Annotated in this window: 22 protein-coding genes; 14 read left to right on the forward strand and 8 right to left on the reverse strand. The window is 45.5% G+C overall.

Translation table 11 applies throughout. The features are described from left to right. The 4 genes from CBE73_RS17755 to CBE73_RS17770 all read left to right on the forward strand — a co-directional run bounded on the left by CBE73_RS17755 (position 1) and on the right by CBE73_RS17770 (position 5088). Positions 1-951 carry a carbohydrate ABC transporter permease gene (locus CBE73_RS17755; protein WP_229752528.1) on the forward strand — a complete coding sequence of 317 codons (951 nt, stop codon included), beginning with the start codon at positions 1-3 and terminating at the stop codon, positions 949-951. Continuing rightward, a complete protein-coding gene (locus tag CBE73_RS17760) occupies positions 951-1787 on the forward strand; it encodes a carbohydrate ABC transporter permease (protein WP_094095359.1) in 837 nt (278 codons plus the stop codon). The genes CBE73_RS17755 and CBE73_RS17760 overlap by 1 nt, the downstream gene beginning before the upstream one ends. Positions 1788-1826: 39 nt before the next feature. Further along, positions 1827-4175, forward strand: coding sequence for an alpha-xylosidase (gene yicI, locus CBE73_RS17765; protein ID WP_094095360.1), 2349 nt, complete (start codon positions 1827-1829; stop codon positions 4173-4175). A gap of 184 nt (positions 4176-4359) precedes the next feature. Then, on the forward strand, positions 4360-5088 hold the full coding sequence (locus CBE73_RS17770) for a nuclease-related domain-containing protein (protein WP_094095361.1): 729 nt from the start codon (positions 4360-4362) through the stop codon (positions 5086-5088). A 180-nt stretch (positions 5089-5268) separates the two neighbouring features. Here the strand turns inward: CBE73_RS17770 and CBE73_RS17775 are convergent, their stop codons facing one another. After that, positions 5269-5970 carry an isochorismatase family protein gene (locus tag CBE73_RS17775; protein ID WP_094095362.1) on the reverse strand — a complete coding sequence of 234 codons (702 nt, stop codon included), beginning with the start codon at positions 5968-5970 and terminating at the stop codon, positions 5269-5271. Between the two features lie 36 nt (positions 5971-6006). Beyond that, positions 6007-6888, reverse strand: a complete 882-nt coding sequence (locus tag CBE73_RS17780; RefSeq protein WP_094095363.1) for a polysaccharide deacetylase family protein — start codon at positions 6886-6888, stop codon at positions 6007-6009. Between the two features lie 250 nt (positions 6889-7138). Here CBE73_RS17780 and CBE73_RS17785 point away from each other — a divergent pair, with 250 nt between their 5' ends. Continuing rightward, positions 7139-7906 carry an isochorismatase family protein gene (locus tag CBE73_RS17785; RefSeq protein WP_229752529.1) on the forward strand — a complete coding sequence of 256 codons (768 nt, stop codon included), beginning with the start codon at positions 7139-7141 and terminating at the stop codon, positions 7904-7906. 162 nt (positions 7907-8068) lie between these two features. Here CBE73_RS17785 and CBE73_RS17790 read toward each other — a convergent pair whose 3' ends face one another. The 4 genes from CBE73_RS17790 to CBE73_RS17800 all read right to left on the reverse strand — a co-directional run bounded on the left by CBE73_RS17790 (position 8069) and on the right by CBE73_RS17800 (position 9390). Further along, positions 8069-8272: a DUF2536 family protein gene (locus CBE73_RS17790; protein WP_068693342.1), complete on the reverse strand. Its 204-nt coding sequence runs from the start codon at positions 8270-8272 to the stop codon at positions 8069-8071. 117 nt (positions 8273-8389) lie between these two features. Next, on the reverse strand, positions 8390-8680 hold the full coding sequence (locus CBE73_RS22515; RefSeq protein ID WP_229752530.1) for a DsbA family protein: 291 nt from the start codon (positions 8678-8680) through the stop codon (positions 8390-8392). Next, entirely contained in the window at positions 8670-8906 is a 237-nt protein-coding gene (locus CBE73_RS22520; protein WP_229752531.1) for a thioredoxin domain-containing protein, read from the reverse strand. Before CBE73_RS22520 ends, CBE73_RS22515 begins: the two co-directional genes overlap by 11 nt. A 145-nt stretch (positions 8907-9051) precedes the next feature. After that, on the reverse strand, positions 9052-9390 hold the full coding sequence (locus CBE73_RS17800; RefSeq protein WP_174704767.1) for a hypothetical protein: 339 nt from the start codon (positions 9388-9390) through the stop codon (positions 9052-9054). A 510-nt stretch (positions 9391-9900) separates the two neighbouring features. Between CBE73_RS17800 and CBE73_RS17810 the strand changes: the two genes are divergently transcribed. Then, on the forward strand, positions 9901-11895 hold the full coding sequence (locus tag CBE73_RS17810) for a GAF domain-containing sensor histidine kinase (RefSeq protein ID WP_094095365.1): 1995 nt from the start codon (positions 9901-9903) through the stop codon (positions 11893-11895). Positions 11896-11913: 18 nt separating this feature from the next. Here CBE73_RS17810 and CBE73_RS17815 read toward each other — a convergent pair whose 3' ends face one another. Continuing rightward, positions 11914-12642 (reverse strand): LytR/AlgR family response regulator transcription factor, encoded by a 729-nt coding sequence (locus tag CBE73_RS17815; RefSeq protein ID WP_094095366.1) that lies wholly within the window; start codon positions 12640-12642, stop codon positions 11914-11916. Positions 12643-13191: 549 nt separating this feature from the next. Between CBE73_RS17815 and CBE73_RS17820 the strand changes: the two genes are divergently transcribed. Genes CBE73_RS17820 through CBE73_RS17845 form a run of 6 tightly spaced genes read left to right on the forward strand, consistent with a single transcriptional unit; the run spans position 13192 to position 19835 of the window. Next, complete coding sequence (locus CBE73_RS17820) at positions 13192-14037, forward strand: HD-GYP domain-containing protein (RefSeq protein ID WP_157739616.1); 846 nt, start codon at positions 13192-13194, stop codon at positions 14035-14037. 32 nt (positions 14038-14069) lie between these two features. Further along, entirely contained in the window at positions 14070-15332 is a 1263-nt protein-coding gene (locus tag CBE73_RS17825) for a sensor domain-containing diguanylate cyclase (RefSeq protein WP_094095368.1), read from the forward strand. A 34-nt stretch (positions 15333-15366) separates the two neighbouring features. Beyond that, on the forward strand, positions 15367-15741 hold the full coding sequence (locus CBE73_RS17830) for a response regulator (RefSeq protein ID WP_157739617.1): 375 nt from the start codon (positions 15367-15369) through the stop codon (positions 15739-15741). 36 nt (positions 15742-15777) lie between these two features. After that, the gene (locus CBE73_RS17835) at positions 15778-17499 is read left to right on the forward strand and encodes a methyl-accepting chemotaxis protein (protein ID WP_094095370.1); all 1722 of its coding nucleotides are present in this window, start codon (positions 15778-15780) and stop codon (positions 17497-17499) included. A 25-nt stretch (positions 17500-17524) separates the two neighbouring features. After that, the gene (locus CBE73_RS17840; RefSeq protein WP_094095371.1) at positions 17525-17902 is read left to right on the forward strand and encodes a PilZ domain-containing protein; all 378 of its coding nucleotides are present in this window, start codon (positions 17525-17527) and stop codon (positions 17900-17902) included. Between the two features lie 34 nt (positions 17903-17936). After that, positions 17937-19835 (forward strand): MASE3 domain-containing protein, encoded by a 1899-nt coding sequence (locus tag CBE73_RS17845; protein ID WP_094095372.1) that lies wholly within the window; start codon positions 17937-17939, stop codon positions 19833-19835. A gap of 63 nt (positions 19836-19898) precedes the next feature. Here the strand turns inward: CBE73_RS17845 and tlp are convergent, their stop codons facing one another. Beyond that, positions 19899-20114, reverse strand: a complete 216-nt coding sequence (gene tlp, locus CBE73_RS17850; RefSeq protein WP_094095373.1) for a small acid-soluble spore protein Tlp — start codon at positions 20112-20114, stop codon at positions 19899-19901. 204 nt (positions 20115-20318) lie between these two features. Between tlp and CBE73_RS17855 the strand changes: the two genes are divergently transcribed. Both CBE73_RS17855 and CBE73_RS17860 read left to right on the forward strand, forming a co-directional pair. Then, complete coding sequence (locus CBE73_RS17855; protein WP_094095374.1) at positions 20319-20759, forward strand: HEAT repeat domain-containing protein; 441 nt, start codon at positions 20319-20321, stop codon at positions 20757-20759. 263 nt (positions 20760-21022) lie between these two features. Further along, on the forward strand, positions 21023-22933 hold the full coding sequence (locus tag CBE73_RS17860; RefSeq protein ID WP_174704768.1) for an amidase family protein: 1911 nt from the start codon (positions 21023-21025) through the stop codon (positions 22931-22933). The last annotated feature ends 46 nt before the right edge of the window (positions 22934-22979 follow it).

Here is a 22979-nt window from a genome sequence, read left to right on the forward strand (position 1 = left end):
ATGGAATCCAAAACGGTCTCAACGATCCCGGCTGGCCCAACGATGCCGCAGGCCAATCCCCGGATGCGATCCGGCTTGTTTACCGCGTGGACGAATTACCTATTCATTTTGCCGATCGTTTTGTTTGTGCTCGTGTTTGTGCTGTTCCCAATTCTGTATAATGTGATGCTGAGCTTTCAGGACGTGAACGTCTACAACTTCAAGAAAGCGCATGCCTTTGCCGGTTTGGAAAACTATATCGAAACGTTTAAAGATCCGGTGTTTTATACCGCTTTGCGGAACTCCGTTGTTTTTACGGTATTCAGTCTGTTTTTTCAGTTTGGCATCGGTTTTGCGTTTGCGTTGTTCTTCAACCGGAGGTTCCCCGGACGAAATCTGATGCGTTCGCTGATGCTGCTGGCCTGGATGCTGCCGGTCGTGATCAGCGCCTCGGTGTTCCAGTGGATGCTGAACGGCGACTATGGAGTCGTCAATTATGTGCTGCAGTGGCTGGGGATCATCCATGAACCGCACAGCTGGCTCAGCGATAACCGGACTTCGCTGATGTCCACGATCGTGGCCAATATCTGGATCGGCATTCCGTTTAATATGATCATTTTGCTGACCGGTCTGCAAAGCATGCCGGAGCAGCTGTACGAAGCCGCCAAGCTGGACGGGGCCAGCCGGGGGATGCAGTTCAGGAAGATTACGCTGCCCCTGATGAAACCAACGATTCTTATCCTGCTAATGCTCGGCATTATCAATACGTTTAAGGTGTTCGACCTGATCTTTATCATGACGGCGGGCGGCCCGGTCAACTCTTCCAATGTGCTGCCGATTTATTCGTACCAGCTGTCTTTTACGAAGTTTGAATTTAGTCAGGGTTCCGCCGTATCGATGGTGATGTTTATTATTCTGATCCTGCTGGCGATCGTTTACCTGAACATGACGCGGAAGGAGGAAGCCCAATAATGAGTACCGCCTATTCCCGAAAAACATACCTGCTCACCCTCATTTCGGTGATCCTGACGGCGCTGTTCCTGTTCCCCGTCTATTGGATGATCAAAACGTCGCTCACCCCGATTACGGATTTGTTTTCGACGCCGCTGAAGTTCGGACTTGCGAATTCGACGGGGCAGGCTTACGCCGACAACTTCATTCACAACCAGGATATGCTCCGGTATATCGGCAACAGCTTTATCGTGGCGATCGGCACGATGGTGCTGACTTTGATTTTTGCGGTGCCGGGCGCTTACGCGCTGGCCAGGCTGAATATCAGAGGGAAAGCGCTGATCATGATTTTGCTGCTCGCGATCCAGATGCTGCCGGGCATTACGATGGCGATGCCGCTGTTTATCATGTTTTCCAAGGTGCATTTGGTAGACAATTATTTGGGACTTATTCTGGCGGATATGATTCACGCGCTGCCTTTTGCGGTCCTGATTCTGCGGCCTTCCTTTATGGCGCTGCCCAAAGGGCTTGAGGAAGCGGCGGCGATCGACGGCTGCAACAAGTTTACCGCTTTTATCCGCATCATGGTTCCGCTAGTCGTGCCGAGCATGATGACGGTCGCCGTGTTCTGCTTCCTGTTCGGGTGGGGGGACTTCGTGTTTGCGCTCACCTTGACGACCGACGACGCCGTCCGCCCGCTGACGCTGGGCCTGTACCGCTTCATCGGCCAATACGGGACCGAGTGGAACAACCTGATGGCGGTCGCCACGATTGCGGCGCTGCCGATTATTATCATTTTCGTCGCTCTGCAGCGTTATGTGGTCGGCGGAATTGTATCCGGTTCCATGAAGGATTGAGTTTGAACTAGAAAAATATAAAGGATAGGAGCATTTGCGATGAAATTTACTGATGGTTATTGGCATGTCAGAACAGGCTTAAACGTATTATATCCGGTTGAAATCCGGGATGTGAAGCTGGCTGAGGATGCGGTGACGGTTTATGCCTCGACCAAAAAAATCGAACACAAAGGCTCAACCCTGAACACCACCTTGCTGACCGTCCGCTACAGCTCCCCGATGAAAAACGTCATCTGCGTCGAATACATCCATAATGACGTCGATGAAGCGGCTCCGAAATTCGAAGTCCGACAGGACCCGGCTGCAGCCGTATCCGTCAGCAAGGAGGGCGGCATTGCCCGCCTCGCCAGCGGCGAACTGAGCGTAAACATCGACCTGATGCAGGGCTGGCAGGTGGACTATCGTTACGGGGACCGGAGACTGACCGGCACGGGGTACAAAGGTCCGGCCTACATCAAATCTCTGCTTGGCCCGGAGGTCTACATGCGCGAGCAGCTTGATCTTGGGATCGGAGAATACATCTACGGGCTCGGCGAGCGTTTTACCCCTTACCTGAAGAACGGGCAGACGGTCGACATGTGGAACGAAGACGGCGGAACCTCCAGCGAGCAGGCTTATAAAAATATCCCGTTTTACCTGTCCAATTACGGATACGGTATTTTTGTGGACCACCCCGAAAGGGTTTCCTATGAAGTCGGCTCCGAAATCGTCTCCAAGGTGCAGTTCAGCGTTCCCGGCGAAAGGCTGAGATATTACATCGTCGGCGGGGATACGCTCAAGGACGTGCTCGGCAATTACACGGCGCTTACCGGCAAACCTGCGCTGCCGCCGGCCTGGTCGTTTGGGTTGTGGCTGACCACCTCGTTTACGACCAACTACGACGAAGCAACGGTCAACAGCTTTGTGGACGGGATGCTGGAGCGGGATATCCCGCTGCATGTGTTCCATTTCGACTGCTTCTGGATGAAGGAATTCCAGTGGTGCGACTTCAAGTGGGATGAGGATGTTTTTCCGGATCCGCAGGGCATGCTGGAACGGCTTAAAAGCAAAGGGCTTTCCATCTGCGTCTGGATCAATCCGTATATCGCCCAGAAGTCGGACCTGTTCCAGGAGGGCAAGCAGAACGGCTATCTGGTGAAAAATCCGGACGGCACCGTCTGGCAGTGGGACCGCTGGCAGTCGGGCATGGGCCTGGTCGACTTCACGAATCCGGCTGCGGTGCGCTGGTACAAAGACAAGCTGATCGAGCTTCTTCGGATGGGCGTCGACTGCTTCAAAACCGACTTCGGCGAACGGATCCCGACGGATGTCGTTTATCACGACGGCTCCGATCCCGTTAAAATGCACAACTATTATACGTTCCTGTACAACAAGGCGGTATTCGAAGCGCTGGAAGAAGTCCGCGGGAAAAACGAAGCGATGGTGTTCGCCCGTTCCTCCACCGCCGGCGGTCAGCAGTTCCCGGTTCACTGGGGCGGCGACTGCTCCGCGTCTTACGCCTCCATGGCGGAAACGCTGCGCGGCGGCTTGTCCCTCGGCATGAGCGGCTTCGGCTTCTGGAGCCACGACATCAGCGGGTTCGAGCGCACGGCGACGCCGGATCTGTACAAACGCTGGTCCGCGTTTGGTTTGCTGTCGTCCCACAGCCGGCTGCACGGGAACGAGTCGTACCGCGTGCCGTGGCTGTTCGACGAAGAGGCGGTGGATGTGCTTCGCTATTTCACCAAGCTGAAATGCACGTTAATGCCGTATCTGTACGGCAAAGCGGTGGAGGCGGTGGAAGCGGGGCTTCCGGTGATGCGCTCCATGGTGCTGGAGTTTGCGGACGATCCGAACTGCGCGCCGCTGGACCTGCAGTACATGCTTGGCGACAAGCTGCTGGTGGCGCCAATCTTCAACAACCGCGGCGAAGGCAGCTATTATTTGCCCCGGGGACACTGGACGCATCTGCTGACCGGCGAACAGCGGGAAGGGGGACAGTGGTATGCGGAGAATTACGATTATTTCAGCCTGCCGCTGTTTGTCCGCGAGAACACGCTGCTTGCTGTCGGGCAAAATGAACAGCGGCCGGATTATGATTATGCGGACGGCGTTGGCCTTCATCTGTTCGAGCTGCAGGACGGAGCTTCCGCAGAGACGGTCGTCTACAGCACCAAAGCCGAGCGGGAGCTTCAGGTAAATGCGGAAAGAACGGGCCGGGAAATCCGCATTACGGCGCAAGTGCAGCCGCAGCAGGGGCAAGGTGGCGGTAAGCCGTGGTATCTCGTCCTGAGAAACGTTGACGAGGTGGAGTCGGTCACCGGCGCTTCTGCCGAGCAAACGCCGCAAGGCCTGCTTTTGACGCCGGATGAAACGGGGGACAGAGCTGTGATCGTTCGGCTGAAATAGCGGACAGGTGAAGTCGTAGGGGCATTCGGTATAACAAAGGTAGAAAAAAAGCTAAAAGCATAGGGGGATCGCGCCTTCATAAGGGGAACAGCGCCTTCGCCAGTGAATGTTAAGTTTATGGTGAGGTTAAACCGATAAATTTATTAATAATCGTGTTTAGAACTCGAAGAACGGAGATTCCCTTATGCTAAATAAAATACTCGCGCTATTTAGAAAGCCGCAGCCAGCTAAGGTTTCTAAGAAGCCACCCTCAGCCGCAGCATCCAAATCCCGCAGGAAAGTAGAAGCCGGCCGAATCGGGGAATTAGGCGAGCACAAGATCAATATTCAGCTGGATCAGCTGCCGAAGGACTGCAAATCACTTAGCGATCTTATGGTAAAAAATCCGAAGTCCCGGACGGGTTATTCGCAGATCGACCACCTGGTTATCACTCCTTATGCCTTATTCGTTATTGAAACCAAAAACTACAACGGTGAGATCAAAGGCGGGCGTTCCGACAAACAATGGTCCGTCAGCAACCGGTTTAAGATGTATAACCCCTTGATGCAGAATTATGGGCACATCAAGGCCGTAGAAAATTTGCTTGCTGATGAGACGAATCTGAGGTTTGTTTCGTTGGTTTCATTTACGATGAGATGCAGGTTCAGCATTGACCCGGAACTTCGAAAAATCCATTCGGACGAACTTATCGTTTATGACACTGAGCTGTCCGAGTTTATATCCAGAAAGCTCATCCGGTTAAAAACGGAGAAGCCGGAACCTCTGTTCAATCCTGAAACAATTCAAAAGATATACGATGAGCTTAAACAGGCCAATATCACGGATCCGGCCATCCGTCAGCAGCATATTGACAGCATCAAAACGACTAAGAGCAGTGCGTCCTCTGGACATGGACAAAAGACTTCATCTTAAAAAGACTAAAAAGCTGATCCCTGCACTTCGCAGGAATCAGCTTTTTGACGTTTAAAGTCACGTGCTTAATCGGTAATGGTCTATCCCAAACAGCTCTTCACGTGTCTCCTCGCCCCAAATCCCATGTCTTAATTCATCATTAAAGCATGCCCTGCTTCCGCTCAATTTCGCAGGTAGAATTTACAGCGATACCGATTGTGCTGCCGGCAAAAGGGTCTGGAATTCCGCGAGCGAAAGCACGTTAGCGTATTTGGCGTTCAGATCAAACAGGTTCGTGCAGTGGGAGAAGTAGGAGCGGTCGAAGCAGCATTCGTCGATGACGAAGGTGGTGAAGCCATGGGAGTGGCTGTCCACGGCCGTTGCCCGCACGCAGCCGGAGGTGGATACGCCGCATACGACTACGGTGTTCACGCCCTCCCGAATGAGATGAGCGGTGAGCGAGGTCTGGAAGAAGGCGCTCGCTTTTGTTTTGTCCAGCACCCACTCGTTCTCCAGCGGTTGGATGAGGTCAGGGAAATCATTGAACTTTCCGCTCATATCGAGCTTGCTTTTCGACTTGACGGCTCCGCCGGCATAGGTGCTGTTGTAATCGTCGCCGCGCGTAAAGATGATAGGCTGATTCATGCTTCGGAATAAGCCGAGCAGTTGCGCGATTTTCGGCAGCGCCTCCCAGGAAGCGGGGCCGCAGGCGGTCGGAAACTCCGCGATGGACTCTTCCAGTGTAAGTCCTTCCGAGCCGGTAAAACCGTAAGTGGCATCAACGACCAGCAGGGCCATCCGCTGTCCGGCCTCCATTTCCTCCATAAAACCTGCCTTGCGGTATGTTGTCCATTCCGATTCCGGAATGACTTTCATCCATTCTTTAATCGTAGTTTGATCCATGAGGGTATACCCCTTTCCTTCCCAGAGGGAGTTCTTTTATATGGTTGCCGCTTTGGCCGCTGCGGATTTCCAATACTCGACGATTTCGCTGCCTGTTGCGATCCAGACGTCTTCACGGCTGCGGATATGCTTGAAAGCTTTCTCCAGATATTTGCTCCGGAAAGGATGGCCGATCAGGAACGGATGCACGCAGATCGACATTACTTTGCCGGTATGGCCGCCTTCCTCGTAGAGCACATCGAATTGATCGATGATGGACTGCGCAAATTCCTCGGCGGTATAGTTCAGGTTCAGAATAGCGGTAATATCATTAATCTCAATGGAGTAAGGAATCGTGTACAGCGAGCCGCTGCGGACCTTCATCGGATAAGGCTGCTCGTCGTTCACCCAATCGGCGACATAGGTAAAACCTTCCTCGGCAAGAATGTCCGGCGTACTGAAGGTTTCCGACAGTGCCGGTCCGAGCCAGCCCTTCGGTGCCTTACCCGTGGCGGCCGTAATTGTATCGCGCACATTGCGGATAATTTGCCGTTCCTCTTCTTCCTCCATGCCGACAACGAAGCGAGAGTTGGTTTGCCCGTGTCCGAGCCATTCCCAGTCGAGCTTCATTCCTGCTTCCATGATTTGCGGATACATTTCACACACTTCGCTGTTCAGCGTTGCGCTTCCCTTGATTCCGTATTTATCCATCAGGTCCATCAACCGCCAGACCCCGACACGGTTGCCGTAGTCGCGCCAGGAATAATTCATGATGTCGGGGACAAGTCCGGCGGTAACCGGTGCAATGGACGTACTGGGCAGGTCGAAGTGAAAATGCTCGATATTCGGGACGACCCACAAAGCTACGCGGGCACCGCCCGGCAGAGGCAGCGTTTCTCTGTCGACAATTGGAATAAAATCGAACCTTTCATGATTCATTTTCTCTCACTCCTTCAATTTTGAGTAAAATTCGATAAAACCTAACCAAACTTATTCAAAACATACCATAATTATATCGGTAAATCCGAAGGGGTCAATAACTTTTTGTGAATAAACCTAACATATATATGGCATAAAAGGCGGCTTTTTCTTCAGCCTTACAAGTTGCCGGGAATGAGTCGATAAGATAAGATGGAGGATATTCGATCAAACTAAGTAGAAGAGAAGCATCAAAACGGAGGATATACCTATGTTAGTAGCCATCCAGGAAGCGGCCAAGCTGCTTGGCGTCTCTCCGACGAGCTTGCGAAGGCTGGAGAAGGATGACATTGTAAAAGGGTACGGCATTCGCGTCTATTACACGCCGGGGGGACAACGCCGTTATTCCACGGAGGAAATCGAGCAGTATTATTTGAACCGCGGATTCTCCGGCCGCTTCGGCTTCGGCGATCACCCTGTGCTGCTCGTTATGGATTGCAATACCGCGTTCACAAGCAAGGATTCGGCCATGCACGGCGAATGGGATAAGGAGATCGCCCATATTAGCGAACTGGTGGATACGGCGCATAAGACGGGGTGTCCGGTTATTTTTTCAAATTCTTATTTCGATCCAAAGGATCCGGCGCTGAACCTATTTCTCCGCAAGGTGCCTGCCATGGAGGCTCTCGCCCATGATCCGGCGGAGATCCAAATCGATCCCCGCATCAAGGTGAGACAAACGGATCGCAAGATTTTTACTAAATATTACACGGTTTATTCCGATACGGATTTGCTGCCCCTTCTTCGTTCTTTCGACTGCGATACGCTGATCCTGTGCGGCTTCTCCACGAGCGGCGCCGTCCGTTCCATGGCGACCGAAACGATCCAATACGCCATGCGTCCGATCATACCCGCCGAAGCGGTCGGCGACCGCGACGACCTTGTGCATCGCAACAATTTGAGCGATATCGACCGCAAGTTTGGCGATGTGGTGAAGCTGAGGGAAGTGCTGCAATATTTGCAGGAGCGTAAGGGTTAAACGGTTATTGCCGAAATTCGATCTGAAACAAACAAGGCTTGGGAAGCGCCGCACGCCCCCAAGCCTTTGTTTGTTTGCGGCCAAAGCCGGCAAACGTGCCTCTTTTTACCGCCACATTTTTTATTGCTCAGCCATATGTATTTAACATAGTTTTCTGCCTGTTTAAGCCTTAAAATGAACCACGGCGCTGTACTGCAGCTGGTTTCGGACCGGGTCGAAGGCGGCCTGATGCTGCACCGAATGAACCTTGAGCATTAAAGCTTTGTTAATGTCGATGCGTTCCTCGATCGTTTTTTCCAGAACCTTAAGATCGTAAGCCTGAAAAAACTCTACTTTATCCTGAATTGTATCCAAGGTAATATTCACGGTTTCACCTCCTGCTTGCCCCTGTTCTTTTCACAACTTCCTTCTCCGCCGGCGCTCGCGGTCAGAGAAGATGCCTTTTCATTAAATCGTCCATTGTGCCTATTGTTAGGCCTTAGCCTAAGGCAAAGCCTGCTTGACTTCCTGCTTTAACTGATCTGCATCCAGCTCCGCAGGAAACTGAAATTCCTTGTTGTTTATGAACACGGTCGGGACCATCTTTACTTTGCGTTTCATCGCTTCGGCCGTGATTTGCAGGCTTAACTCAATGTTATCCGGCTGCTCCTGCAGGCCGTATTCTTCCGCCAGCAGCTTTTTAATCGAATGGCTGTCCGATTCGCTCCAGCGGTTTTGTTTGGCAAACAGCTCTTTCATGAGCTCGTAGACCCGCTGCGGATCCTCATAATCCAAAAAAAGCGTTCGCCAAGGTGCCGTACAGCAGCATTTCGCGCGGCTTGTCGTAATGTTTGATTACATACTGAACCTGGCCGCTCGCAAGATAAGGGGGCAATACATCGTCGGCCGCTTGAAAAAAGGTCGCGCAATAGGGGCAGGCGAGATTTAAAAACACTTCCACTTTGACAGGCGCATCTTCCCGCCCGCAGCTCAAAAAGGCATTTTCGATCACCGTTGCCATGCTGAAATCCCTCCAATGCTTGTATAGGAATGAAAATAACATCCGCTTTGGCAGTCGACGTAGGTTTTAAGATTTATCCCAATCATTCCCATCAACATAAATTAAGTATAAAGGATACCTTTCGATATTTGTAGGCGTCGCGACTTTATTTATCCATTTCAGCTCTATACAGCAGGATATCGGCTGGAAATAAGGCCAGGCCCGTCGGAACTCCGATATAACCAAGCGGCGGCAAAGTGTTTGTATTTTCATAGTACATACGGGTTGAGGAGGCGGCTATTGTATTCGTTGTCCAATAGAGCATGACATGGGTGATTAATTCATCCATGCTGTAGGTGCCTAGAAGTTCCCCTCCACAGTCGCTCCAGGCCCGCCATTTTTCGATGATCCACGCGGCCAATCCTGCCGGGGAATCGGCAAGCCCGTAAGCAAGCGTCCGGGGACGCGTCGATTGCTGGGATAAATAACCGCCTTCCTTTGCCATCCATGCAGCAGCGTTTCTTCTGTATTCGCGTTCTTCTTCCGAAAGAGGCGAAGTCCAGGTTGTTGATCGTATTTTCCAGGGTAGCCGCTTCCTGCTTGAGGCTGGCGTTGATGCCGTTTTGAATTTTGTTTTGCAGAATGGAGTAGATGGTGATATAAGTGATCACGCCGATAATAGCGAGCGGGAGCAGGCAGGCGGTCATCAGGTAGAGGACCAGGGAGCGCCTGAGGGATTTGGCGGCAGGAAGGCGGAGCCGATGGGGGTTATGGTTCACGTTGAGCATGAGAGCCCTCCCTTTCATATGGCAGCGTTTTCAATGTTTTCGTTTGGCCGTATTATAGCATACGAGAGCCGGATGAGGTTTTTTTTATAAGATACTCGAACCTTTCACTTATGGTTTTCCATTTTTGTTTTTTGGTAAATATGATATTATATGAACTTGATATATGAAATTGATATATCTCATGATGTATAATTATATATATTATTTTTGGAGGAAAGGGATGGAATTTGAACATATTTAACAACAATTTAACTATTCCGTATGGTTTGCTGGAGGAGTTGCCTGATCCGCTGCTCGTTTTTGATCAAGATTTCAGAATCCTTTTTACAAATGAAGCTGGTAAAAAATGGGTTAAATCTTTGGGAGATGCGGCTGGACTAAATTTGTGGGAAGAGATCCCGTCGTTTTTGAGGGAGGGACTACAGACGAAGCTCCGTTCTTTTAATAATCAATTCCCTGAACAACAAGTTATTGAGTGTGACGTCGTGGACCCTTTAAATCGTGAAAACTATAAAGTAAAACTTTATTTATCCGGGCGGGATATTATTCTTCAGATCTGTGAAGCAAGTTCTGAACAAGTGATAGAGCGGAAAATTCTCGAAAATCATGAACAGTTGCTGATTCTGCAAGAGGCTGCTCACCACATTATTTATCAAGAAGAACCTAAAGCACTGCTGGACAGCTTGTTTTCGGAGTTATCAGATTACTTGAATCTGGAGGTTTACTTTAACTATATTTTAGACCAAGAGACACAACATATAAGATTAATGAATTATTCCGGAATTGATGAGGAGACGGCTGAAGAACTGGAATGGCTGAAGCTTGGAGAAGCGGTTTGCGGTAAAGTTGCAGAAAGTAAACAGAAATTAATTATCGAGAACATTCAGCAGTCCTCTGACCCGGCCGTTTCTATCGTGAAAAAGTTTGGCATAGAGGTTTATGCCTGCCATCCTTTGTTGTTTTACGGCAGGCTGATAGGAACCCTGTCATTTGGAACTTCGAAGAGAACCTCATTTTCTGCAAAAGAACTTGAACTGTTGGAAACGGTAAGTAATCAGGTGGCGGCTGCTTTTGAGCGGACTTTTTTGATTTCCGAGCTTCGAAATAAGAACCAGGAACTGGAACAAAACTATAATAAGTTATTACGCAATGAAAAGAAATATAAAAACATATTTGACGGGGCAATGGATGGCATACTCCTTATGGATCAAACTGGTTTGGTTCTGGATGCTAATTATTCGGCTTGTACCATTTTAGATTTGACATATAACGAGTTGGTGAGTCAGCCTTATCAGTCCGTAATAGACATCCTTCGTTTGGATACTACTAATGGTGAGGTATGGGTGCGTCAGAAGAAAGGTACTCCGCAGAGTCCAGGCAAGCTGCTGGAATACTCCATAAATAATGATCACGGTTTTCCTGGAGTCATGCTTTTTATTTTTAGAGATACAACAACTAAACGAATGATGATTAACACTTTGTCCGAGGCCAAAGAATTGGCGGAGAAGACAAGCCGGTCAAAGTCGGAGTTTTTGGCTATGATGAGTCACCAGCTTCGTACACCGTTGAATACTATGCTTGGTTATATTCAGATACTGGCTGAAGATGATACTAATCCGCTTAACAATATTCAGAATGCAAGAGTTACAAAAATGCTGGATTCGTGCAACCGACTGATTCGTCTAACCAATGAAATTTTAGATCACTTAAACTTAGAAAATGGAACACAAACCTTAAAGCTAGAATGTGTGAATTTGGATAATAGCTTGGAGGAAGCCATACAAGGGATACAATCAGTTGCATCTGAGAAGTCCATTCAAATTAAGGTTGAGGAGAAGAGCGGCTCTGATCGACAGCTATTTGTTGAAGCTGATGCTTTTCGTGTAAAGCAGATCTTAATCAATATTTTGAATAATGCTGTAAAGTACAGTCCTGCCGAAGGGAACGTTGAGATCTGCCATAAAGTTGTTGGCGATTTTGTAAGAATTACAGTTAAAGATTACGGAATCGGCATATCCGAAGAATATCATAAGGCTATTTTTGAACCCTTCTTCAGGATTTATGATCCATATTTTAATATTGAAGGTACCGGTATTGGATTGACACTGGTTAAAAATTTCGTGATTCTCATGGGTGGAAAAGTAGGAGTTCGAAGTCAGCCGCATCAAGGCAGTCAATTTTGGTTTACACTTCGCTTAAAAAAAGAAACTCTTAAGCATTAAGCTTAAGAGTTTCTTTTACTAGAGAGAAATATTTAAAATATTTAATTTATTTTGCAGCTCGTTTAATTTCAACTTGGACACATGAGCATATTTAGTGGAGTTGTTAAAGTAAGCCAAGTAGGTTTGGCTTTTCGCAACAATGCTTGAGAGCATAGTAAGATTGATAATAAAGGAACGATGTGAGAGGAAAAAGAGATGATTAGGAAGAACGCTGCTTAATTTTTCGATGGTATCGTTCGTTATATACTCATGGTTAATAGTAATAATACTGCATTTTTTCCCTGTTTTTTCAATGAAAATAATATCCTTTATCGGAACATAAAATATAGCCTGACCTTCTTTGAGGATAAGACGTTGAGACATAAGAGATTCTTTTTGTTGGATGAACAACCGCTTGGCTTTCTCAAGAGCGACATAAAATCTTGTTTTTTCTATCGGCTTTACAATGTAGTCTACTGCAGATAATTCAAATGCTTCTACCGCATATTCATCAAAACTGGTGATAAAAATAAACAACAAATCCTGTTTGATTTTGAGACATTTCCGCATAGCCTCAATACCTGATAGCTCTGGCATATTGATGTCTAACAGGACTAAATTTGGTTGATGGCGGATTACAGACTCGATCAATTCTTTGCCATTTCTACATTTATCTACAACCTGCATGTTCGGATATTTTGTGGTAAAGAATTCCATAATATTCAAAGCATCTTCATTATCATCAACGATGATGACACGTACAATCAATTGTTTAACCTCATCCTTTCCTTACTCAAGAAATTCAAACACTTATCCCTTGTGACTTATTTATTTTAACTAAATCCCGCTTTTTTTATTTACCCAGAAAGATATATTTTCAAACTGAAATGCACAGAAAAAGTCTTATGATGTCGAAATTATTGCGCGAATGAACAAAAAGCGATTCGACAAAAAAACGGTTATTTTATACATTAAAGCTAGTTCAAAAGATCTGAATCTATAAACGGTAAAAATAAGACTTTATAAACAACACTTTTCAGCCAAAGTAAATGATTTCTCTTTTAAGGAGGGATAGTCCAGCCTATACATATAAGCCTAAAAGGTTGTAATTGAAAAAAAACGGAATTATTTAGCAAGGGCAGCGGAAGTGGGGATAAGTACCTATACAACCCTTTGCATTATCCTCTTAATTTTATAATTTGTCAAAGAAACTTAATTGAATAGATTATACTTCCAAATAATCCATATTCCTTAATTTTTATTACAGTCCTCAATACCGTGTTTACTGGTTATGAGATGAAAGTGGTGATAGGTTTCATGAATGAGGGAAAACTCTTTACTCTAATTGATTCTGCAATGGATGAGATTAAACTCGCGTTTCATCCTGTCAGCCGGTACCAGGAAATTCCTTTCAATTTGCTCAGAAGTAATGTGTTACCTGTAATTTTAAGATTAAGTGAACACCCATTTCTTAGTCATTATTTCAATTATATGGAGGATAAAGATACATATACTTACCGACACAGCATAGGTGTAGCCATTATTACTCATGCAATAGGATTAATTATAGACTTCGATCAGCAGGAACTTGTAGAGCTCACTGAAGCAGGTTTCCTGCACGACATTGGAAAAGCCAAGATACCAGAAGAAATTATTAATAAACCTGGCGCATTAACTGACGAAGAATATGCCATAATTCAAAATCATACATGTTTTGGTTATGAGATTATGAAGAATATCCCTATTCTTACTTACCGACAGGCTTTAGTGGCGCTTCAGCATCATGAAAGAGAAGACGGCAGGGGTTATCCTTTTCGCTTAAGGGGAGAGGAGATTAATCACCACAGCAAAATAGTGGCCATAGCGGATGTTTTTCATGCCATGATATCCAAAAGGTCTTATAAGTCCCCGGTTCCTATCTATAAGGTTCTGTTTGAAATAACCGAAAGCAGATATGGAACTCTTGATCCTTCTATTTTCCTTCCTTTTGTAAAAAAAATTATGAATTATATGATCGGGAATGAAGTGCTTTTGTCCAACGGGATGAAGGGGAAAATAACTCACATTCCGTCAAATGACCCGGTTCGTCCGCTTATCCAGACAGATGGTGTTTATTTAGATTTAAGAAGTGAAAGGTCTATTCAACTGTTAGAAGTTATTTAACCCCAAAATTTGATCAAAGGGTGTAAAAACGTATGGGAGCTCTCAGCTTATCCAACCTTGAAAAATCCATCTTAAATTCAATGCTTGAGCCTGCTTTAGTTATTGATACTGAAGGCAGTATTTTAGCAGCCAACCATGCTTGGAATAATCAACCTTTTCACGTGAGCGAGTCAGTGAGGCAAGAATCTCTGGGGAAGAATTTTATTAAACATTTTGCGGACGTTCCGTTGCAACGGGGAATCTCGAGAGTTTTCCAAGATCAGATCGGTGTTTTTTTTCGGAAAATATCTTATTTGGATGGTCGTGAAGCCTATACTTTTATTTGCCGTGTCACCCCTATTAAAAACGAAAATTCTGAAACCTTAGGAGCTTTAATCGTATTTTATGATCTAACCAATCATACGCTTCTCGAACAATATTACAAGCAGGGAATAGAGAAATACAGAAATATTTCCTTATTTTCCCGAGACTTAATTAAAATCACCGATATGAACGGTAATGTGGAATATGAATCACCTTCTCATCATGATGTGCTGGGATATATCAATGAAGCCAATATCTTTATGAAAGTACATCCAGATGACATAAGCCGATTAAAGGAGGTTTATGCTGAGGTTGGGAATTGTAGGGATTCCGTAAAAGTTGAAGTTCGAAAGCAGCATAAAGACGGACAATGGATGTGGATAGAAGCAGTCTGTTCTCCTATTTTCTCAGAGGAAGGCGAGGTTGAAAGTTGTCTAATCATTTCCCGTGATATCAGTGAAAGAAAGAAAATGGAACTTGAAATGGAACAAATGGCATTTTTCGATTCTTTAACGGGGATTTATAACAGACGGAAGATAAAGCAAATTATGGAGGAAGTGTTGGACGAGGCCCGGCTTTCAGAAAGCGGTGCAGCCTTCCTTATTATGGACTTAGACAAGTTTAAGGATATAAACGACAATTTTGGACACGATGCCGGTGATGCCGTACTGCAGGAATTTGCCAAACGGATTATGAGCTGCCGGAGAGAGGGAGACTACGTAGGACGATTAAGCGGGGATGAATTTACAGTTGTAATGAAAGGGGTGCGGAGCCGGGGGGACATCTATGAATTTATTAAACTATTTAAGGATTCTTTGAGACCGTCTATTTTGCTTCCGGATGGATTCACCCGTCTAAAGATAAGATCCAGTGTCGGGTTTGGTATTTATCCAGACCATGGATCAACGACTTCTGAATTATTCAAACATGCAGATGTGGCTCTTTATAAAGAGAAAAGAAGAAAGAGCAGGTACAACGTCAGCCGGAGGTAACAGGAAACAGAACTTGAGTAGGAGGGAGCTTATTATGGCAAAGATACTTGTTGTCGAAGATAATCCCGCTATGAGACAAATATACCGTTTGATGCTCAATAAAAACGGTTATGACGTTGTTGCGGAAACAGCGGACGGAAGAGAAGCAATAAAGTTATATACTTCTACGGATCCAGATCTGGTTATTTTGGATCATCGTTTACTATCTCTAGAAGGGATAGATGTGGCGAAAATTTTGCTTGAGTTAGACCCCACGGCCCGAATTATTCTCTGTTCGTCTGATTCAGACAAACTCAAATCATCGGCCCTCAAGCTTGGGATTCTTTCCGTTTTGCAGAAACCGTTTAATTATGACCAATTTATTGCAACAGTAGGCTTTCTTCTGGAAAAAACTCCAGACAAGCAGTGAGGCAGAAGGTGTCATCAAGAGGGAGGAGTATTGGGAATGTGGATTAACAATTTGAAGACAGGGACTAAATTGGTTGGTTTAATAAGTATTTCAATTTTGTGTATTGCTTTGGTTGGGATGACAGGCTTTTTTTATATGAATAAAATTGCAGGCAACTCCTCTTCCGTTTATCAAAACGGATTAATCCCTGTACAAACGATAGGACAATTTCAAATAAATAACAGGGCGATAGACTCCTACTTGCTTGAAATGATGGTAACTAAGGATACAGAAAGACTTAACAAGCTGGTTGACAATATTCATACAAAATTAGAGGCTAGCGAAAGCGCGCTTGAAAGCTACGAAAAAAGTAATATAGATAAGAAAGTTGTTGATTTAATCAATCAATACAAGTCAAACAATGCCCAATTTAAATCGGAGTTGAATCAAACCATTAGTTTATCTCTGAACGGGGAGTACGATGAAGCTTATAATAGTTATTTCAATAAGGTTAAACCTCTTAGGTCAACACTTGCTGCTATTTCAGATGAAATTAGCAACAGTAATAACAAGCAGGCTGAAGACTTAAATAAGTCAAATCACATGTATTTAAAAAAGGCTATGATTATCATGGTTCTGACAATTACGATAAGTGTCTTACTAAGTCTGATCCTAGGATATTGGATTTATACAATGATTGTAAGACCGGTAAAGCTTGTTCAAAGTTTGATGAGCAAAGCCGAAGAAGGGGATTTGACTATAAAAGGATCATATAAAACCACGGATGAATTCGGGATATTGATTACTTCCTTTAATGATATGATACATGGGATTCGTTCTACCATTCAAGCTGTACAAGAAAATGCGGAAAGTTTGGCTGCTTCCTCAGAAGAATTAAGTTCGAGTGCGGAAGAGACAGGAAAAGCAACCAACGAAATTGCTCAAAACGTCCAGGAAACAGCGATAGGAACAGAACGCCAGCTTGTAGCTATTTCCGAGACAGCAGCAATCATAAAGAATATTTCTTCTAATTTGGAGGAGATCTTTGAGGTATCCAATTTGGTTTCTATTTCCTCTGACCATTCTTCTAGTAATGCCCGAGCAGGAAATCTGGCAGTAAAGACGGTCATTGATCAGATGAATACAATAGAAGCAAAAGTAAATGAAGTTACGCTTAGTGCCGTTAGATTGAGTGAGAGTTCCAAAGAAATTGATCAGATCGTTAGCTTTATTTCGGAAGTATCCAAACAGACTAATTTACTTGCGCTAAACGCTGCCATTGAAGCTTCTCGGGCAAGTGACCAAGGGCGTGGATTTTCGGTAGTAGCTGCAGAGGTAAAAAAGCTATCTGAGCAAACGGCAGGATCGGCTAAGCAGATTGAACAAAAAGTGGCCTTAATTAGACAGGAAACCGTAAATATTATGTCTTATATTGGAGAAACCGGTGCAGAGGTCAATAAAGGAGTGAACATGGCCCATTCAGCGGGAGAAGCATTTGAGACGATAAGGCTATCAACAGATGAAGTAACCGTGCAAATAGAGAATATGACCACTGCAGTTGAGAAAATAGCGGAGGGTTCGAAAATAATGGTCCAGGCTATCACTGACATCGAAAGCGCTTCCGAAAATGCAGCCGCAGGCATGCAGAATGTTTCGGCTGCAACAGAAGAGCAGCTGGCTTCCATGCAGGAGGTCTCAGCTTCAGCAGTCTATCTGGCTCAGATGTCTGAACAGCTTTTTGATACAGTTAAGAAATTCAGAATTGAGAAAGAATCCTAAGGTCTGTTAAGGGAGGGGTAGGGGAGTGTATAGCAGAAGAAACGAACCCTTTCGTTATGAATTTAATGAATTTTTGAAGGGCAGATTTGAAATTATAAACATTGATGGACAAGAAATAGAAAGTCATACCGGCCCTGTTGATGTTATAGACCTTAGCTATAATGGAGCAAAGCTCGTGACTAATTTAAATTTAATGAATGAAAACAGGGACATCGTAATTATGCTTCATTTTAAAATATCAAAGGAGGATTTTTCCATCCCGGGCTCAATTGTTTATAAAGAGGCCAAGGCCTCAGGCGAGTTTTTATACGGCGTTCATTTGAATACCAGTAAGGAAATCAAGAATCGGCTTACCCAGGAACTCAAAGATTATGCATGGAAGCAAGTCAAAGAGAAGGAATAATGAATAACAACATAGGTAAGTTGAGGTGAGGGAAATGAAACGGGAGGCCTTACGTCGTTATATTCCTATTATTACCGCTTTTGTTATGTTTGTTTTATCAAGAGGAATATACCGTTTGCAGGATTTGTTTTATAATCCCAAGTATTTTCTGCTCCTTCATACCAGCTTGGAATTTTTCAGTGTATCGATATCATTTTTTATAGCGCTTTTAGGATGGTTTTTATTTCCTTTGACTAGATCAAAGTACGGAGTATTATTTGGCGCAGTGTTTTTATCTGTAGGTATACTGGATTTGTTCCATACCTTGGTTTTTGCCGGAATGCCATTTGGACTTGATTCAAGAGCAGGTGTCTGGTTTTGGCTGAGCGCAAGAATGACCGAGTGTGTATCTTTGTTTGTTATTATCCTTTATCCGGACCATACCCGATTCTCAACTGGAATTCGGTATAAAAGTTATGGCATTTCCCTTCTGGCCACTGGGGGAGTTTGTGCGGTACTTTTGTTCTCTATGGATATTTTCCCGTCTTTAGTCGTTGCAGAAACTCACGAACCTTCCTTCGCTAAGGTGGTAACTGAATATGTAATCAGTGCATTTCATTTAGCGACGGTAATCTTTGTGTTCAAAAGACTGAAGAATAGCGTCGGAGTACAAAAAAACTATTTGGCAACAGCTTGCTTCTTAATCATGTTAGCTGAGCTTATTTTTACGTTATATAAAAACGTTTATGATTTTGATGCCTTGCTTGGACATATTTTCAAAGTGTCAGGCTACTGCTACTTACTAATTGCAGTTTATTTGTCTACGATTAAGAAATATTACTCCAGGCTTGCGGAATCAGAGAAAAAGGTTAAGCAGACCAATATATGGCTCAGTACATTAATTACAAATTTAAATTCAGGTATTCTTGTCCTTAATGAAACCAATAAAGAAGTTCTGATCAATGATAAGTTTAGGGAAATGTTCCAAAAGGATGATTCCGAATCTCTTCAAAATCATCTTGCTGCTGGAGACCTTCCAAGTCAGGTGAATGAAATTCAAAAGGGAAAACGAATGGTTGTGGATCAGGTGATCGAATTATCCGATGGACGGGTGCTGGAGTTTGATTATATTCCGACTTACGTTGAGGAGATCTTTCAGGGCAGTCTGCTGAAATTTACGGACGTCACTTTTAAAAGGAAGCTGTCTCTTGAAATAATCAGAGCCAAGGAAGAGGCGGAAAAAGCCAGTCACTTTAAAACAGAATTTCTATCAAAACTGAGCCATGAGCTGAGAATTCCCTTAAACAACATTATTGGATATGCTCAAATTCTTGATTTGGAGAAAAGTGAATCTTTAAGTGAACTGGAGGAAAACAGTATCCAAAGAATTTTAAGTTCAGGTTTTCATCTAATCGAAATTGTGAATAACATTCTTGATTTATCAAAAATAGAAGCCGGGGTTATTTTCTTGGATAAAAAGGAGATCAATCCGTTTCAAATCATGAAGGATTGTCTGAAGGAACTTAGACCTTTGATCATGGAAAAAGAGATAAAAGTCCATTTGCAATTACAAGAGGAAAAATGGAATGGAACAAAGATTGTAGGAGACCCGCTAAGACTAAAACAAGTATTTCTTAACGTTCTTCAGAATGGAATTAAATATAATAAAAAATCCGGTGATTTGACTGTTTACACTGATAAAAAGGACCGCTGGCTTGTATTCCGTATAGAGGATACGGGCAATGGGATATTGCCGGAGGACCTTCCTAATATATTTAGCCCATTCTACAGATCAGCTGCTCATCGGAATAGAATTGAGGGAACAGGGATAGGTTTGTCTATATCTAAACAACTTCTTGAACTCATGGAAGGAGATATTTATGCCAGCAGTGTAGAAGGAGAGGGCAGTTCATTTACAATAAGGCTTCCAATAGAAAACAGAGATTTGAATTGAAGCTGGAACATCGTTTATGGGATAAGGAACCTTTTCCTAAGAAAAGGTTCCTTATGAACTGCTTTATTTACTGCTCTCGTCCTGAATTTCCTCTCTGAAGCCTTTGAGGCTCATTCGGCGGTTATCGTTTTTGGCCTCGATTTCCTGTTTCTCGGAAGCGGAAATTTCGTCCGCATGCTCATCGAGGTATTCCTCGGCTTCATTCAGGTTCGCGATTGTGTGGTTGATATGCTGCTGCAGATGAACGGCATTATCTTCGCGGTTATCCGGTTTAGGCACAGTTATCCCTCCTTTATGACAGAATCTTTGTTAGGATGCTTGATTAAAGGTAAAGCTATACGCGAGCGGGCGACGTCTGCCGAATGAATGACTAAGGCTTCCCTGGATCAGAACGCCCGAAACATTTGCTGCTAAACATTGAATCCTGTTCGCCATTACGGTAAAATTGCAATATCTGTTCTTAGGAAAAGGGGATTGTTTCGTTTGAGCCAAGAAGAAATTTTGAATGAGTTGCCTGAGAATTACACCGAGTTGAAAAAGCAGGCCAACCGCTCTGCGGATTGGAGAGCACGTCTTGCCGCCGTGGAAGAGTTGGGCCAGTATGACCATAAGCAGGTAATAGACATTTTGACCCGTCTGCTTGAAACTGATCCGGTAACCACCGTACAGAACGCCGCTTACGAGAAGCTTAAAGCTTTTGGTTACCAGGTGAAGCAGCCCGTCACAAACAAGCCGGAGCCGGTAAAAGGAGTGTCCAAAATCCTGCTTCGCATCAAGAAGAGCCTTCCGCGTGATCACACTTACGAGGATTTCAAAGAGAAATTCAAGAAGATGCGCATCGACGTGTATGACACCTACGAAGGGGAAAAAGGCGACGAATTCGACGCATGGCTAAAGGATATGTGGGCTAAAGCGGGAAGATAAGCGCTTAAGGTGGAAAGACAACTTTCATATAGGCAGGAAAAAACCTCTCTGAATACCAGAGAGGTTTTTTGTTTTAACGAGCTGCTTAGTTTCTCAGAATTTATGACAAGTCTAATGTTAGATAATATAACATAAAATTTATCTTTTTCCCTGATAAATAACTGCTTTACTGAATTAACGAATTAATGTGTTATATTTATTCACATAGTTATATGGATTTTTACATAATCAGTAGATTTGAACATCGTTGTGGGAGGTTACTTATGAAGAAGTTGAACTTTAGTCTTGCACGAATTGCACTTGCCGGGAGTTTGCTGCTCCAGGTGCCGGGTTTTACCATGGCCCAGTCCTCATCAGGCACTGTATCCCAAGCTGAATTGCTAAGCTTGCTTACGCAATCCACCGGCAAACCTATAACCTCAGACGCCAAGTGGGGTGATTCCGCCATCAGCCGGGGAGAGGCAGCGGAAATGATTCAGCAGCTGCTGAATCTGAAGGATGCTTCCCCAGTCTACACGGATGTAACGCCAAACAGTCCTTATGCCGCAGCAATCGGTGCGGTCAGCAAAGCGGAAATCATGAACGGTATCCCTGGCGGCAGCTTTGATTTAAAGAGTGAACTAACTCCTGCCCAGGCTTCCATTTTGACCCAACGGGTGGCCTACTATTCCAAACTGTCTTCGATTTCGGCCAATTCGGTCTCAGGTCTCATGATCGATGATATTGAACAAGGATTGCGGACAGGCGCTTTTACTTGCATGCAGTTAACCGACGCTTATGTGGAGCGGATTGAAGCCTACGATCAGAAAGGCCCGCAGCTGAATGCAATTATCCATGTCAATGACAAAGCCCATGAGCAAGCTGAGCTGCTGGATCAAAAGCAGCAAGCGGGGGCTGAACTGGGGGCTGCACATTGCGTTCCTGTCGTTGTGAAGGATGTAATCAATACCAAAGAAATGCCGACCACAAACGGCTCAGAGTTGTTTAAGGACTGGGTACCTCAAAGCAATGCCACCGTCATTAACCGCCTTGAACAACAGGGCGCAATTATCCTCGCTAAAACCAACCTTGATGACTTTGCCGCAGCCGTTTACGGTATTTCCAGCTTGGGCGGGGCTATTAAAAATCCTTACGATCTCACTCGTACGGTCGGAGGTTCATCAGGCGGCAGCGCCGCTGCCGTGGCTGCTCAATACGCGCCGCTTGCAATCGGCACCGATACAGGCGGTTCACTCCGGATTCCGGCGGCGCTCACCGGTGTTGTTACGATACGTCCAACGATGGGGCTTGTCAGCCAAAACGGGATTTTTCCGCGGGCATTTACACAGGATACGGCCGGACCGTTGGCAGCGGATGTAAAAGATGCAGCTATCGGACTTGATCTTATCGCCGGCTACGATCCTGCCGACCCTAAGACCGCCCGCAGTGTCGGGCAAATCCCGTCGAAAGGTTATGCCTCCTTCGCCAAAGGAGGTAGACTGGACGGCAAGAAGATCGGTCTTGTGACCGGCGGCCTCGCCATTTGGGGTGACCAGCCTAATGGACCGGTAGTAACTCTACTCCGCCAAGCGGCGAAGGACATTGAATCCTTAGGTGGTCAGGTAGTCGAAATTGCGGGTCCGGACAAGGATCTACTGGGCATGGCTTCCGTGATTACCTTTGAATCGGCACATGACGTGAACCAATTCTTATCCGAGCAGGGCGAGGATGTTCCAGTTAAAACGTTCAAGGAATTGTACGAATCCGGCAAATACAGCTCTTATGCGAAAGAATCCTATGACCGCGAGATCCAAATCGATCCGGACGGCCTTGCGGGCAATTTGGATTACCAGCGTGCGCTTTCCGCTAGAACAGAGCTGCAGGACTGGACCTTGAACACTATGGCGAAAAATGGCTTGGACGCCATTGCGTACCCCACGGCCGCCCAAACCGCCGATCTGATCAGCAAGGAACAGGCTGGCCTGTTCAGCCGCTGGAGCGAAAATACCGGCTTCCCGGCCATCAGTGTTCCAATGGGTTATGCGGAGTCGGATACAGGCAGCATGCTGCCGGCCAACATTGAATTCCTTGGACGGGCCTTTGACGAATCCGGCCTCATCCAAATTGCCAGCGCTTATGAGAGCGGGACCAAGATGCGGGTAGCTCCGACGCTCCCGGAGATCGCGGCTGAATAGAAAAAGCTTATATCCGGCAGTTTCCACCATCCCTTCCGTTTGTTAT

Origin of the sequence: Paenibacillus physcomitrellae (assembly GCF_002240225.1) — a bacterium.
Classification (GTDB): domain Bacteria; phylum Bacillota; class Bacilli; order Paenibacillales; family Paenibacillaceae; genus Fontibacillus; species Fontibacillus physcomitrellae.